This window comes from Orlajensenia flava, assembly GCF_004801905.1.
Taxonomy (GTDB): Bacteria; Actinomycetota; Actinomycetes; order Actinomycetales; family Microbacteriaceae; genus Orlajensenia; species Orlajensenia flava.
This window is the reverse complement of record NZ_SSSN01000003.1, coordinates 607,222-621,114: the sequence shown is the minus strand read 5'-3', so window position 1 is coordinate 621,114 and position 13,893 is coordinate 607,222. Positions and strand designations below refer to the sequence as shown.

The 13,893-nt window shown below is 67.9% G+C and carries 14 protein-coding genes and 2 tRNA genes; 9 read left to right on the top strand and 7 right to left on the bottom strand.

Annotated features, from left to right (window positions below; translation table 11 throughout):
- Positions 1-33: 33 nt before the first annotated feature.
- The 4 genes from E6C70_RS04805 to E6C70_RS04790 all read right to left on the bottom strand — a co-directional run bounded on the left by E6C70_RS04805 (position 34) and on the right by E6C70_RS04790 (position 4,586).
- Positions 34-2,814: a helix-turn-helix transcriptional regulator gene (locus E6C70_RS04805; protein WP_136422729.1), complete on the bottom strand. Its 2,781-nt coding sequence runs from the start codon at positions 2,812-2,814 to the stop codon at positions 34-36.
- A gap of 312 nt (positions 2,815-3,126) precedes the next feature.
- Positions 3,127-3,582: a MarR family winged helix-turn-helix transcriptional regulator gene (locus tag E6C70_RS04800; protein ID WP_136422727.1), complete on the bottom strand. Its 456-nt coding sequence runs from the start codon at positions 3,580-3,582 to the stop codon at positions 3,127-3,129.
- Between the two features lie 62 nt (positions 3,583-3,644).
- Entirely contained in the window at positions 3,645-4,400 is a 756-nt protein-coding gene (locus E6C70_RS04795; RefSeq protein ID WP_136422725.1) for an SDR family NAD(P)-dependent oxidoreductase, read from the bottom strand.
- A gap of 115 nt (positions 4,401-4,515) precedes the next feature.
- Positions 4,516-4,586 (bottom strand) — tRNA-Gly (locus tag E6C70_RS04790).
- Positions 4,587-4,762: 176 nt separating this feature from the next.
- Between E6C70_RS04790 and E6C70_RS04785 the strand changes: the two genes are divergently transcribed.
- The 7 genes from E6C70_RS04785 (at position 4,763) to E6C70_RS04755 (ending at position 10,950) form a co-directional block, all read left to right on the top strand.
- A tRNA-Pro gene (locus E6C70_RS04785) sits at positions 4,763-4,839 on the top strand.
- A 46-nt stretch (positions 4,840-4,885) separates the two neighbouring features.
- Complete coding sequence (gene tig / locus E6C70_RS04780) at positions 4,886-6,322, top strand: trigger factor (protein WP_136422723.1); 1,437 nt, start codon at positions 4,886-4,888, stop codon at positions 6,320-6,322.
- A 69-nt stretch (positions 6,323-6,391) separates the two neighbouring features.
- Complete coding sequence (locus E6C70_RS04775; RefSeq protein ID WP_136422721.1) at positions 6,392-6,895, top strand: tetratricopeptide repeat protein; 504 nt, start codon at positions 6,392-6,394, stop codon at positions 6,893-6,895.
- A gap of 90 nt (positions 6,896-6,985) precedes the next feature.
- A complete protein-coding gene (locus tag E6C70_RS04770) occupies positions 6,986-7,567 on the top strand; it encodes an ATP-dependent Clp protease proteolytic subunit (RefSeq protein WP_136422719.1) in 582 nt (193 codons plus the stop codon).
- Positions 7,568-7,596: 29 nt separating this feature from the next.
- Positions 7,597-8,280 (top strand): ATP-dependent Clp protease proteolytic subunit, encoded by a 684-nt coding sequence (locus E6C70_RS04765; RefSeq protein ID WP_407921014.1) that lies wholly within the window; start codon positions 7,597-7,599, stop codon positions 8,278-8,280.
- A gap of 178 nt (positions 8,281-8,458) precedes the next feature.
- Complete coding sequence (gene clpX, locus E6C70_RS04760) at positions 8,459-9,733, top strand: ATP-dependent Clp protease ATP-binding subunit ClpX (protein WP_136422717.1); 1,275 nt, start codon at positions 8,459-8,461, stop codon at positions 9,731-9,733.
- 59 nt (positions 9,734-9,792) lie between these two features.
- Positions 9,793-10,950: a benzoate/H(+) symporter BenE family transporter gene (locus E6C70_RS04755; protein ID WP_235833273.1), complete on the top strand. Its 1,158-nt coding sequence runs from the start codon at positions 9,793-9,795 to the stop codon at positions 10,948-10,950.
- Here E6C70_RS04755 and E6C70_RS04750 read toward each other — a convergent pair.
- Together E6C70_RS04750 and sepH are read right to left on the bottom strand one after the other, a co-directional pair.
- Positions 10,947-11,237, bottom strand: coding sequence for a hypothetical protein (locus tag E6C70_RS04750; protein WP_136422713.1), 291 nt, complete (start codon positions 11,235-11,237; stop codon positions 10,947-10,949). The genes E6C70_RS04755 and E6C70_RS04750 overlap by 4 nt on opposite strands.
- Before the next feature lie 117 nt (positions 11,238-11,354).
- On the bottom strand, positions 11,355-12,407 hold the full coding sequence (sepH, locus tag E6C70_RS04745) for a septation protein SepH (RefSeq protein ID WP_136422711.1): 1,053 nt from the start codon (positions 12,405-12,407) through the stop codon (positions 11,355-11,357).
- Between the two features lie 200 nt (positions 12,408-12,607).
- Between sepH and E6C70_RS04740 the strand changes: the two genes are divergently transcribed.
- On the top strand, positions 12,608-12,901 hold the full coding sequence (locus E6C70_RS04740) for a DUF4193 domain-containing protein (RefSeq protein ID WP_136422709.1): 294 nt from the start codon (positions 12,608-12,610) through the stop codon (positions 12,899-12,901).
- 4 nt (positions 12,902-12,905) lie between these two features.
- Here the strand turns inward: E6C70_RS04740 and E6C70_RS04735 are convergent, their stop codons facing one another.
- Entirely contained in the window at positions 12,906-13,364 is a 459-nt protein-coding gene (locus tag E6C70_RS04735; protein WP_136422707.1) for a DUF3093 domain-containing protein, read from the bottom strand.
- Between the two features lie 38 nt (positions 13,365-13,402).
- Between E6C70_RS04735 and dut the strand changes: the two genes are divergently transcribed.
- The gene (gene dut / locus E6C70_RS04730) at positions 13,403-13,891 is read left to right on the top strand and encodes a dUTP diphosphatase (RefSeq protein ID WP_207670032.1); all 489 of its coding nucleotides are present in this window, start codon (positions 13,403-13,405) and stop codon (positions 13,889-13,891) included.
- The last annotated feature ends 2 nt before the right edge of the window (positions 13,892-13,893 follow it).

Sequence of the window (13,893 nt, the reverse complement as noted above, 5' to 3'; positions counted from 1 at the left end):
ACCACCGTACGCGGAAAGCGACGCGACGCCGGCTCAGCGGCGCCGCGCTGCGCCGATGATGGGTGCCAGTTCGCGCCGGGATGCGATGCCGAGCTTGGCGAGCACGTTCCGCATATGGAAGCGGACGGTCGGCACCGAGAGGAAGAGCTCGTGGGCGATCTCCGCGTTCGTTCGGCCGTCGGCCGCCCGCACGGCCACCTCGCGCTCACGCGAGGTGAGTGATTCGAGTTCAGCCAGGGGCGGCGGCGTTCCGGGCCTTCCGTCGAGCAGGTCGACGGCGCGGTGGACATAGGGGATGGCGCCGAGCGCTCGGAACTCCGCGAGCGCGGCGCGCACGGACCGCCGTCCGCCGTCGCGGTCTCCGACGAGCAGTTGCATGCGACCGGCATCGAAGCGGGCTATCGCGGCGGGTAGCGGGGGAAAGCGCAGCGCGGCGGCGCGCAGGAAGGCGCGGCGTGCCGGCTCGATGAGCCCGTACCCCTCGTCGACGCGACCCTCGAGCCACTCGAGGGAGCCGTGAACGGGCGTCCATCCGCTCCCGACCATGGTCCGGATGCGGCGCAGCTCGCGGTCGGCTTCCTCCGCTCGTCCGAGCGCCGCGAGCGCGTCGACTCGGTAGCTGAGGACGCTGCGGTCCGCCATCCAGCGGTCGGTCAGTCGTTCGTCATCGAACAGGTCGACCACGTCCTGCCACCGCTCCGTCGCGCGCGCCTCCTCCAGGCGAGCCAACAACTCGAGGGGCACGCCGAAGGTGTCGTAACCCGTGACAGTGACGGCGCCCGCCGTCGAGAGGGCGCCGGCGTGGGCATCGGCGTCGCCCGCCGTCGCGGCGAGCAGGGCCCGCACCAGATAGACCAGTGGCCTGGATGCGACGTCGGGGGAGTCGAACACCGTCGAGATGGCCGCCTCGACGGTCTCGGTCGCCGCCGGATAGCGGCCCTGGATCCAATAGCAGTAGGCGAGGATGACGCGTGCGTGACCGTTGCTCCATCCACTGCGACCGGTCTCGACGAGGGTCACCGCCCGCTCGGCGTCGGCCATGGCGAGCGAGATCTCACCCGCCGCCGCCCGAAGGGCTGCGCGGCAGGTGAGCGCGTCGACGAGCGCGGCGGAGTCCCGCGCCGATGCGATGAGGGTGGACAGGGCTGCCAGCTCCGCCTTCACACCGTCCCGGTCGCCTCGGCGAGCGGCGACGACGAGCGCGAGCCCGGTGCAGCGCAGCATGATCGCACTCGCGTCGGCCAAGGGCGCGAGTCGTCGGTCTACGGGTGGAAGTCCCCTCTCGACCAGACGCGCCGCGAGAACCCGGGTCTGCGTGAGCATCTCCGGCACGGCGGAGCGGTCCTCGGACGTCAGCTGGATGGTCGTCGCCCTCATCGACGCCTGCATGCGCAGCAGCAGTTCGTCGGGATGGGGCAGGTCACCCGAGAGGAGCTCGGCTGCATACGCGGATGCCCACGCGGTCTCTCCGAGGATCTGCCGGGTCGACAGCAGGGCGAGGTCGCGCACCGGGTCGGGCGTCATGGCCTCGAGGTCGGGGATGAGGTCGATGACACTGGGACTCAGCATCGCGGCGGCAGCCAGGAGGCACACCTCGACGACGAGCTCATCGTGTTCCCTCCCGACGGTCACGGCGGCGGCGGAACGCAGATGGGCGATGGCGAGCGCCGCGCGCCCCGATTCGATCGCATCGTCGACGAGGTGGCGCATCCGTTGGCGAAGATCGTCGTCGAGACGCTCGGCGCCGGCCAGGCCGGCCGCGAGTGCTCGGTGCGGATCGGACAGCGTCGAGGCGGCAGCGGCCGCGACCGAACTCCGATCGGCGGCGTCGACGGTGCGCGCCATCTCGGCTCCGTACAGGTCGTGGAAGGGGCGCAGCTCGTCGTGGTCCTCGACGAGGAGACCCGCCGTCAGCGCGCCATCGACGTCGATCTCGCGCGACAGACGTGCGGCGATGGCCTCGAGCTCCCTGCGGGGCACCGGATGGCCCAGCACTCCGGCGAGCTGCACAGCGGCGAGGATCTCCGGAGTCGAGGCCATCTTCCACCCCGAGAACGGATCGTCCAGGAGGGCCGGTACCTCGGCGTCCTCCTCCCAGCGTCTGCCGGGGCTCGCGTGTTCCATTGCGAGCACCACGGCGTCGACCAGCCGCGGCAGGCCGCCCGCTGTGGAACGGATGCGCTCCGCGAGCCGCAGAGACACCTCCCGCCCGTGCAGCTCGGAGACGTAGCGCCGCACGCCCGGCGCATCGAGCGGGCGCAACCGCACGGAACGCACCAGGTCCCAGTCGGCCGAGTCGGCCATCATCACTCGGGCGGCCTCATCCGCGCCCGGAGTGCTGCCGCCGATCGCGACGCTCGCACCCGACCGCGACAGTCGCGCGAGCACGAAGCGCAGCACTCTGAGTGAGTCGTGATCGATCCACTGCGCGTCGTCGAGAACGAGCCGCACGCGTCGGTGACCTCCCGCCGTGAGGGCGGCGACCAGCACGCGTCCCACGCTCATCGCGTCCGGAACGCCGGATGCGCCGACGGCACCCTCCCGCCGTCCGGCGGCGTGGGCGAGCTTGTCGGCGAAGGCGTAGGCGAACTGCGCCTCGGCCACGTCGGCGCTGAGGCTGATCACGCGTTGGCGCGGGTGCGCGGCGATGAACTGACGCAGCCAGGTGGTCGTCCCGACGCCGGCGACGCCCGTCACGGTCAGGAAGGACGAGGTCGCGCGCGCGGCCGCTTCGGCGCAGGCATCCGGTCGGTCGGACGCGGCCAGGCCCGGTCGCGGGAAGGAACCCGGTGCGGTGGGTCGCTGACCCGGCATGGTCCTCCTCGTGGGACCGTCCGAGAGCAGCGCACCCCGTCCCCGCGAATGGCCCGGGGATCAGGATACTGATGAAAATACACGGATGCCCCGCCCGTCTTCGGGTTACGGGCGGCGCATCCGTGGATGGGCTGACCCGCCAACGCATCCAGACGTCGGCGCTCACGATCGACGGTGATTCGGGTATCACCGGTGCGGGCGAGGCGGGTAGGGCCGTCTGCGAATCTAGCCCCGACCGGGGGACACCCGGACGGGGGTGACGGAAACCTATCCGAGGTGGATAGGTCGGTGCGCAAGCCGGTGCCGAGACGGTCAGGACTCGTCGGACAGGCTTTCGGTCAGGCGCCGTGTCGCAGCTCGGAGCACCCGCACTGTGGTGGCCAGCTCATCGGCATCGACGCCGGAGAACGAGACGGCCTGGGTGAGAGCGATCGGGTCGGGCAGGCCGTCCCACAAGTCGCGACCGGCCGGGGTCAGCTCGAGGACGCGTTGTCGCTGGTCGACGGAGTGCGGCGATTGCTCGATCAGGCCCTTGCGTACCAGTGTCGCGACGATCGCGCTGAGGGTCGCCCGCTCGACCTGCAACGCACGAGTGAGGTCGCGCTGCATGGTCGGGCCGTCGTGCGAGAGACGGTGCAGCACGTACCACTGCGTCGAGCCGAGATCGTATGGACGGAGGATGGCTTCGATCGCCGCCCGATTCGCCAGGTGGTAGCGCTTGGCCCATGCGCCGGGGGAGTCGTGCTGTTGCTCGTTCTCGATGGCCATCCGACACCGTCAGCAGGCTGCGCGGCGAGCAATCACGTTCACTCGGGCCGATCGCGAGGTGCTCACCAAGGAATCGTCTGGTCGTTCCATCGGGTGAACGTCCCCGATGGGCCGTCGGGCCCCAGTAGGGCGACGCGCACCACCTCGCGGGAGCCGTCCTCGACGGATTCGGTGCCCTCGAAGCCGTTGAGATTCGTGCTGGTGAAACCCGGCGAGACGAGATTGACCTTGATGTCGCTCGACTCGAGCTCCACCATCATCGCGAGCGTGATCGCGTTGAGAGCCGCTTTGGAGGCGGGATAGATAGGCCCGAAGTTCGCGTGATAGGCGTAGCTCGGGTCGGCGTTCGCCGTCAGGGATCCGACTCCGCTGGAGACGTTGACGATGCGGGCGTCGTCTGAGTCGCGGAGGAGCGGCAGCATCGCCTGGTACACGGCGAGCACGCCGAAGACGTTCGTCTCCCACACCTGGCGCACCTCGTCGAGCGATGCGTTGCTGGCGAGCGAGAGCTTCCGGTATTCCTCCAGCGACCGGTCGCCCTTCTGCGTGTTCGAGATGCCGGCGTTGTTGACCAGCAGGTCGAGACGACCCTCGTCGTCGCGGATGCGCTGTGCGGCGGCGGCGATCGAAGCCGCGTCCGTCACGTCCAGCTGGATCGCGACGGCGCCGTCTCCGACTTCTCGGGCGGCGGCTCGGCCGCGATCGAGATCACGAGAACCGAGGTAGACGTGGACTCCGGCAGCTGTCAGCTCCTTGACGAGCTGGAGGCCGACGCCCTGATTCCCCCCGGTGACCAGCGCGACGCGTGCGTGCGACATGACATCCCTCTCTCGTTCGTTCGGTAGCGAACCAATCCTGTCAGGTAGCTGACGAATGAGTCAACGGCGAACGCGCGAGGGGCTGGATGGCAGGGGGAGCGCTCTTGCGCGAGGGAGGGGATGACGGGAATCGAACCCGCGTGATCAGTTTGGAAGACTGAGGCTCTACCATTGAGCTACATCCCCGCGGCCCTTTCGGGCACTCGCAACATCGTAATACAGAACGTGACGCTCGAGGTTCAGGCGGGGGCGGATGCGCCGACTCCGGGGTCTCACGGGTGCAGTAGACTTCTCGAGGTTCCCCCGCATATCGGGCGTCTCGACGCGCGCTGGCGTGTGACCCGACGAGTTGAGAAGCGACTCGGGGCGTAGCTCAGCTTGGTAGAGCGCCCGCTTTGGGAGCGGGAGGTCGCAGGTTCGAATCCTGTCGCCCCGACCAGTCGCCGCGATCGACACTGACAAGACATCTACAGGAGATCCTCCCCATGCCGACCACTTCGGTTGAGAAGCTGAGCCCGACCCGCGTCAAGATCACCATCTCGGTGACGCCTGAAGAGCTCAAGCCCAGCATCACCCACGCCTACGGCCACATCGCCGAGCAGGTCAACATCCCCGGCTTCCGCAAGGGCAAGGTCCCGCCGCCCATCATCGATCAGCGCGTCGGCAAGGGCGCCGTGCTCGAGCACGCCGTCAACGAGGGTCTCGACGGCTTCTTCCGCGCGGCGGTCGAGGAGAACGACCTCCGCACGCTCGGCCGTCCCGAGGCCGACATCGTCACCTGGCCGAGCGACAAGGACTACTCCGGCGACCTCGTGGTCGACGTCGAGGTCGATGTCCGCCCCGAGCTCGTGCTCCCCGACTACAACGGCATCGCCGTCACGGTCGACGCGGTCGAGGTCGGCGACTCCGAGGTCGACGAGGAGCTCGACAACCTGCGCAGCCGCTTCGGAACGCTCATCACGGTCGACCGTCCGGCCAAGACGGGCGACTTCGTCACCATCGATCTCATCGCCACCATCAACGGTGGCGAGGTCGACAACGCGAGCGGCATCTCCTACGAGCTCGGCTCGGGCGATCTCATCGAGGGGATCGACGAGGCGCTCGACTCCTTGACCGCTGGCGAGACCACGACGTTCGAGTCCAAGCTGCTCGGCGGAGACCACGAGGGCGAGACCGCCGAGATCACCGTCACCGTCACCGCCGTCAAGGAGCGCGAGCTTCCCGACGCCGACGACGACTTCGCCCAGATCGCCAGCGAGTTCGACACGCTCGACGAGTTGAAGGCGAGCCTGCAGGAGCAGGTCAGCCGCCAGAAGGCCTTCGGCCAGGGCGGCCAGGCCCGCGAGGCCCTCGTCGAGAAGCTCACCGAGCTCGTCGAGGTCCCGGTTCCGGCCGGCCTCATCGAGGACGAGGTGCACCGCCACCTCGAGGGAGAAGGCCGCCTCGAGGACGACGAGCACCGCGCCGAGGTCGCCGAGTCCAGCGAGAAGACCTTCCGCACCCAGATCCTGCTCGACGCCATCGCCGAGGCGGAGGAGGTCAAGGTGAGCCAGGACGAGCTCTCCCAGTACCTCGTCCAGGGCGCTGCGCAGTACGGCATGGACCCGCAGGAGTTCGTCGAGGTGCTCAGCCAGAACGGCCAGATCCCGTCGATGGTCGGTGAGGTCGCCCGCAACAAGGCCCTCGCGATCGTCCTGGGCAAGGCCGTCGTCACCGACACCGACGGCAAGCCCGTCGACCTGTCCGACTTCGTCGTGGCCGATGAGGCAGAGGCAGAGGCCGAGGCTGAGACCGTCGAGGAGGCCGAGGAGATCGTCGAGGCCGCTCAGGTCGCCGATGACATCATCGCCGAGGAGGAGAAGCCGAAGAAGAAGGCCGCCCCTCGCAAGAAGGCGGCGGCCAAGAAGGCCGACACCGAGTAGAACCCCACGAAGAGGCCGGATGCGCATGCATCCGGCCTCTTCGTCTTCTCCCGAGGAGCTGAGAACGACATGACGGATGCCGACACGGCGGAGCCGTGGAACGAGCGCGTCGCGGCGGTATGGGCGGCTGCAGTCGGCTCGATGGTGGACGACGAGGTCATCGCGCGCATCGACGCCCTCGCAGCCGAACGGGGCACGGATGACGCCCGCGCGGAGTTCGAACGCGCCGGAGCGCGCGATTCGGCGGGCCGACCCGACGAAGCGGTTCCGCTCTACGCGCACGCCCTCGAACTCGGCCTGGACGACAAGCATCGGCCGCAGGCCGTCATCCAGATGGCGAGCAGCATCCGCAACCTCGGCGACACCGCCAGGGCGCTCGCGCTGATCGAGGACGAGCACCGCGTTCATCCCGACGCGCCCTACCGGGACGAGGTCAGCGCGTTCCTCGCTCTGGCGCTCGCGAGCGCTGGGGAGGAGCGGCGAGCCGCATCCGTCGCCCTGCTCGCCCTCGCGCCCCACCTGCATCGCTACACCCGTTCTGTGACCGCCTACGCGCGCGAACTGGCCGACTGACCGGGCGCTCTGCCCACGGCGAACATGGCCGGGTGGAGCATGGACGCTCCGATAGATTCGTCATACGCGATAACTGAATGGAGCGACACCATGGCCGAACCGACACTGGGACCCAGTGTTTTTGACCGCCTGCTGAAGGACCGCATCATCTGGCTCGGTTCCGAGGTGCGAGACGAGAACGCCAACGAGATCGCCGCCAAGCTCCTCCTGCTGGCCGCTGAGGACTCGAAGCGCGACATCTACCTCTACATCAACTCTCCCGGCGGATCGATCACCGCCGGCATGGCCATCTACGACACGATGCAGTTCGTGCCGAACGACATCGTCACCGTGGGAATCGGCATGGCGGCGTCGATGGGACAGCTGCTGCTGACCGCCGGCACGAAGGGCAAGCGCTACATCACCCCCAACGCCCGGGTGCTCCTCCACCAGCCCCACGGTGGCTTCGGGGGAACCTCGAGCGACATCCAGACCCAGGCGCAGCTCATCCTCGACATGAAGCGCCGGCTCGCCGAGATCACGGCGTCGCAGACCGGTAAGACGGTCGAGCAGGTCAACGATGATGGCGACCGCGACCGTTGGTTCAACGCGCAGGAGGCCCTCGAATACGGCTTCGTCGACCACATCCGCGAATCGGCGAGCGACGTCGTCGGCGGCGGCGGAACCGAATAGCCACCGAAGAGACGAACAGGAACAGATCTATGACCATCCAGAACTTCGGTGGGACCGCATCCAGCTCGATGGGCGGCTCCGCCCTGCAGGCCCCCGGTTCCCGCTACATCCTCCCCAGTTTCGAGGAGCGCACCGCATACGGCTACAAGCGTCAGGACCCCTACGCGAAGCTGTTCGAGGACCGCGTGATCTTCCTCGGTGTGCAGGTCGACGACGCATCGGCCGATGACATCATGGCGCAGTTGCTCGTGCTCGAGAGCATGGAGCCCGACCGCGACATCATGATGTACATCAACTCGCCCGGTGGATCGTTCACGGCCATGACCGCCATCTACGACACGATGCAGTACATCCGTCCGCAGATCCAGACGGTCGTGCTCGGACAGGCGGCATCCGCTGCGGCCGTGCTCGCGGCAGCCGGCACGCCCGGAAAGCGACTCGCTCTCCCGAACGCGCGCATCCTCATCCACCAGCCGGCCGTCGGCCAGGCCGGTCAGGGTCAGGCGTCCGACATCGAGATCCAGGCGCAGGAGATCCTGCGCATGCGCACCTGGCTGGAGGAGACGCTCGCCAAGCACTCCAACCGCAGCCAGGAGCAGGTCAACAAGGACATCGACCGCGACAAGATCCTCTCGGCAGCCGAGGCTCAGGAGTACGGTCTCATCGACCAGGTGCTGACCTCGCGCAAGGCCGTCGCCGCGCTGACTGCGTAACCGAACGACGGACGGGCCCGGCGCTGCGGCGCCGGGCCCTTCGTATGCCCATCGACGGGTGTCTCGGGGCTGCTTCTGCCGAGGGCGAAACCGCCATGGGGCGGATTGTGGCGGCGCTACCGTCGATTGTGGGCGGCATAGCCTAGGCTGAAAAAAGCCACAAAGAAGGAGGCTCTCGATGGCTCGCATTGGCGAAAGCGCCGACCTGCTCAAGTGCTCCTTCTGTGGAAAGAGCCAGAAGCAGGTGCAGCAGTTGATCGCCGGTCCCGGCGTCTACATCTGCGACGAATGCGTCGAGTTGTGCAACGAGATCATCGAGGAGCGCCTGGCCGAGGCCGGCGAAGACGTCGACGGCGAGTTCGAGCTCCCGAAGCCCAAAGAGATCTTCTCCTTCCTCGAGGAGTACGTCATCGGCCAGGAGGCTGCCAAGCGCGCCCTCGCCGTGGCGGTCTACAACCACTACAAGCGCGTACGCGCCCGGGGCACCATCGGCCCGGCCGACGCCATCGACGACATCGAGATCGCCAAGAGCAACATCCTGCTCATCGGCCCGACGGGATGCGGCAAGACCTACCTCGCCCAGACACTCGCGAAACGACTCAACGTGCCGTTCGCCGTCGCGGATGCGACAGCGCTCACCGAGGCGGGTTATGTCGGCGAAGATGTCGAGAACATCCTCCTCAAGCTCATCCAGGCCGCCGACTACGACGTCAAGAAGGCCGAGACCGGCATCATCTACATCGATGAGGTCGACAAGATCGCCCGCAAGGCCGAGAATCCCTCGATCACGCGCGACGTGTCGGGCGAGGGCGTCCAGCAGGCACTCCTGAAGATCCTCGAGGGCACGGTTGCGTCAGTTCCTCCGCAGGGCGGGCGCAAGCATCCGCATCAGGAGTTCATCCAGATCGACACGACCAACGTCTTGTTCATCGTGGCCGGCGCGTTCGCAGGGCTCGAGGAGATCATCTCGTCCCGAGCGGGCAAGAAGGGCATCGGATTCGGCGCCCCCCTTCACATCAAGGGCAACGAGCTCAACCTGTTCAGCGAGGTGCTCCCAGAAGACCTTCACAAGTTCGGGCTCATCCCCGAGTTCATCGGGCGTCTTCCCGTCGTGACCACCGTCACTCCTCTTGATCGAACCGCCCTGATGGAGATCCTGACCGAGCCGCGCAACGCGTTGGTCAAGCAGTATCAGCGCATGTTCGAGCTCGACGGGGTCGAGTTGGAGTTCGAGCGCCCCGCCCTGGAAGCGATCGCCGATCTCGCCGTCCTGCGTCAGACCGGTGCACGAGGGCTCCGCGCCATCCTCGAGGAGGTGCTCGGTCCCATCATGTTCGAGGTGCCGTCCAGCACCGAGGTCGCGCGGGTCGTCGTCACGCGCGCCGCCGTCATCGACAACGCGGCGCCGACGATCGTTCCCCACAAGCAGCGTCGCGAGGAGAAGTCGGCCTGAGCCAGGTCGAGGGCATCGACCCGCCGGAAGAAGCGGGGCGTGGTGCGCTCGTCCACACCGTGGCGGCGGGAGTCATCGCCGCCATCACCGGATTCGCCAGCTCGTTCGCCCTGGTCATCGCCGGATTGCACGCCGTCGGTGCAACGGATGCCCAGGCCTCGTCGGGTCTGCTCGCCCTCTGCATCGCCACGGGCGTCGCCTGCGTCGTTCTTCCCCTCTGGCTGAGAATGCCGCTGTCGTTCGCGTGGTCGACGCCCGGCGCGGCCCTGCTCATCGCCGCGGGCAGCACGACCGACGACTTCGGTGCGGCAACCGGTGCCTTCCTCGTCTGCGGTGCTCTGATCGTGCTGACCGGACTGTGGCCGGCACTCGGCCGAGCGATCACCAGCATTCCGAAGTCGATCGCGAGCGCGATGCTCGCCGGCATCCTGTTCCCCATCTGCATCGCCCCGGCCCTCGCGGCGGTCGAGGTGCCCGCCGTCGCGATTCCGATCGTGCTCGTCTGGCTCATCCTCGTGCGGATCGCCCCGCGATGGGCGGTGCCCGCGGCCATGCTCGTGGCCATCATCGGTATCGCCATCATCGCGCGCCCCGGTGCCATCGCCGCCACCGGTGCCGTTCCGCACCTCGAGTTCGTGCCGCCGAGCTTCGAGCCCGCTGCCATCGTGAGCCTCGGCCTCCCGCTCTTCATCGTCACGATGGCGGGGCAGAACGTTCCCGGGTTCGCCGTCATGTCGACCTTCGGATACGACGCGCCCGCCCGCCCCGCGCTGCTCGCCTCCGGGGTGGGCTCCGTCGCGGCTGCCCTGTTCGGCGGGCACGCCATCAACCTCGCCGCGATCACCGCGGCCCTCATGGCCGGTCCGGAGGCCAACCCCGACCGGGCGAAGCGATGGGTGGCCACTCTCACGGCCGGTATCGGCTACCTCGTTCTGGGGTTGTGCGCCGGACTGGCGACCGCCGTCGTCTCGGCGTCACCGCCCATCATCATCACGGCCGTCGCCGGCCTGGCGCTGCTCGGGGCGTTCGCCGCGTCGATCGGCACGTCACTCGAGCGCCCCGAGCACCGGGTGAGCGCCGTCGCCACCTTCCTCGTGGCGGCATCCGGCATCTCCGTCCTCGGCATCGGATCGGCCTTCTGGGCTCTGATCGTCGGGGGAGTGCTCATGCTGTGGACGTCCGCGGGGAGGAAGGTCGGGCCGATGGGCCGCGCCTAGTCGAAGACACGGAGCAGGCTCCAGGCCTGCTCCGTGTCGTCGTGGCGAACATCGAAGACGTGCGTCTCGCCGTCGTCGGTCGACGCCTGGAAGCGCCAGCCGTTGATCTGCAGCGGAGCACGACCATAGCCGAGCTCGCCGTGGGCGAGTGGGGCCCACCAGTCGCAGGTGCCGACGAGCGCGGTGGGATGGTCGTTGACGCGGTAACGTCGCGAGCGCCAGACGATGCGCTGCGGCTCACCCGTGCGGCTCGTCCACACGGCGACCGGCTCGTGCATGAGCGTCATGGGTAGCCTCCTCGAACATTCGAATACGCGTTCGAAGATAGCACGCGGCACCGACATTGATACCGGGCTGGCAGCCCTGAGAGGCGGTGCCGGAGGAGGTTGTCGCTAACCGGCGGTTCAGGCCAGGTCGTCGTCGGTACGAGCGCCGAACACGATCTCGTCCCAGCTCGGCATCGATGCTCGCCCGCGCTTGCGGCCGTGGCCACCCGTCTGATTCGCTCCAGGGGTCGACCAGTCGCGACGACCCGAGGCCGAGGCCGAGGCGGGAACGGATGCCGGTGCCTCGGGCAACGGTGGCTCGAGATCCATGCCCAGGTCGAGCTGAGGTGCGGACTCGCGTTCGCCGCGTCGCTTGCGCAGCGCCTCGAGGAGGTCAGCCGTCTCGCTCAGGTTCTTGGGGGGCTCGTCGGCACGGTTGATGGCCGCCTTCGCGACGGCCGGTGTCGCGGTGGACCCGGGCGTGCGGCCGTAGGGGAGCGGCTCGGCCACGGGCGTGTCGACGCCGTCGACCTCCAGCAGCGGGTCCTTGAAGGTGAACGCACCGCTGTCGAACCGGGAGTGGTCCGTGTCGGTGGTGTCGACGGCGCGCAGGCGGGGGATGAGGGATCCGGAGATCTCGCCCTGCTGCGAGAGGGTGACGGCCTCGCTGCTGAGGGGCGCGAGTGCGAGCTTCTTGGGTTCGAACGACCAGCGGGCGTCGTGGTCGATGGAGTCGGCCGTGAACTCGAGCTTGATGATCCAACCGCCGGCGGGCTCCTTCCAGCTCGCCCATCGCTCGTTCGAGGCGCCGAGTGATGCCAACCGCGAACGCATCACTCCGCCGAAGGTGGAATCCTCATCGGGGTCATCGCTCTCGATCGCCGTGTAGACGGTCACTCCGAGTGCGCTGCTGAGCACGTGCTCGCGCTCGGCGACGACCGGACCCTCGAAACGTTGGATGAACTCGAGACCCGCTCCGGTGACAGCGGCGACATCCTCTGCGGACATTCCGGAACGGATGTAGGCCTGCACTTCTCGGGGAGAGATCTTCTGTCCGCCGGACGGCTCGGGGTTCGCCCGACGCAGCCTCGACTGCATCACTTCATCGATGACGATCCGGAATCGGTCCCCGTCGTCGGAAGCGACCAACAGGGCGCCGTTCTCGACTCCGATCACCTTCAGTTCCTGCATCGTGACAACCCTCTCGCACTCGCGAACTCCCCGTCAGAATGGCACGTTCTGACCCCATTTCGTGGGAATACCGCCCGCGTGCCGGAAGTTGTTCCGGGTAGCTGCCAAAGGGCTGTGAGGGCGTTTGCTATTCGCTCCTGATTGCGGCACACTATCGTCGCCGTTCCACCTAGAACGGCAGAGCAATTGAATGGATGGGCATGGCCACGGATTACGACGCACCGCGCAAGACCGACGACGACTCCGACTCGATCGAGGCGCTCAAGGAGCGCGTGCCCGACAAGATGTCAGGCGTCGTGGACGTCGAGGATGCCGACAACCCGGGCGGTTTCGAGCTGCCGGGCGCCGACCTCTCCGACCTCGACCTGGACGTCGTCGTCCTCCCCGCGCAGGCCGACGAGTTCACCTGCATCAACTGCTTCCTCGTGAAGCATCGCTCCCAGATCGACCACGAGGAGAAGCTCGGCGCCGTCTGCCTGGAGTGCGCAGCCTGAGAGTTCAGTTCTCCCCGGATACCGGCCGTCGCGATGAGTTGATCGCGGCGGCCAGTTCTTTGGGATGCCGAGTCGAGACGATCCAGTACGGCGCCGGGTCGCTCGCATCCAGCACGGGCACCTTCACGATGGGGTCGACCCACGGGCGCAGCATGAGCCAGGCTCGGGCGTCCAGTCGCTGTCCGCGCTCCTTGAACGCCTCATCACCCGAGAACGAGGTCACCTCACCGACGAGAGACGTCGCGATGGAGGCCTTCGCCGCGTGCAGCGTCCCATCCTCCACCTCCACGATCGGTGCGGCGAGCAGCAGTCCGACGACACATCCCGCGTAGAGCACGACCGCCGTGATGACACCGGCGATCAGCGAGATCGGCGCCAGGACGAGGATCGACGCGGGGATGACGAGAGCGGTGGCGATGAACAACCAGACGGATGGCCAGAGGCGTTCGTGGTAAGCGGGCATGGCTCTATTCGATCATTCTTCTGCACTACCCTCGACACGTGGCAGAAACCGTCGACGTGCTCATCACCGCTCCCGTGATCCCCGCCTACGCTCACCCGGGCGATGCCGGGGCCGATCTGCACAGCGCCGAGGCCCTCACCCTGGCGCCCGGAGAGCGTGCCACGGTCGCTACGGGAGTGTCGATCGCCCTCCCCGACGGCTTCGCGGCGTTCGTCGTCCCGCGCAGTGGGATGGCATCCAAGCACGGCATCACGATCGTCAACTCACCGGGAACGGTCGATGCCGGCTACCGCGGCGAGATCAAGGTCACCCTGCTCAACACCGACGCGGACGCGGAATACGCCGTCGCCGTCGGAGATCGCATCGCGCAGCTCATCGTGATGCCGGTCACGCGTGCCCGGTTCGTCGCGGTCGATCGGCTGCCGGGCAGCGTCCGCGGCGACGGCGGCTTCGGCTCCACCGGAACGGCGGCCCTCGCGCGCGCCGCCCACGACTCAGACAGCAACACATCAGGAGGCATCGCGTGAGC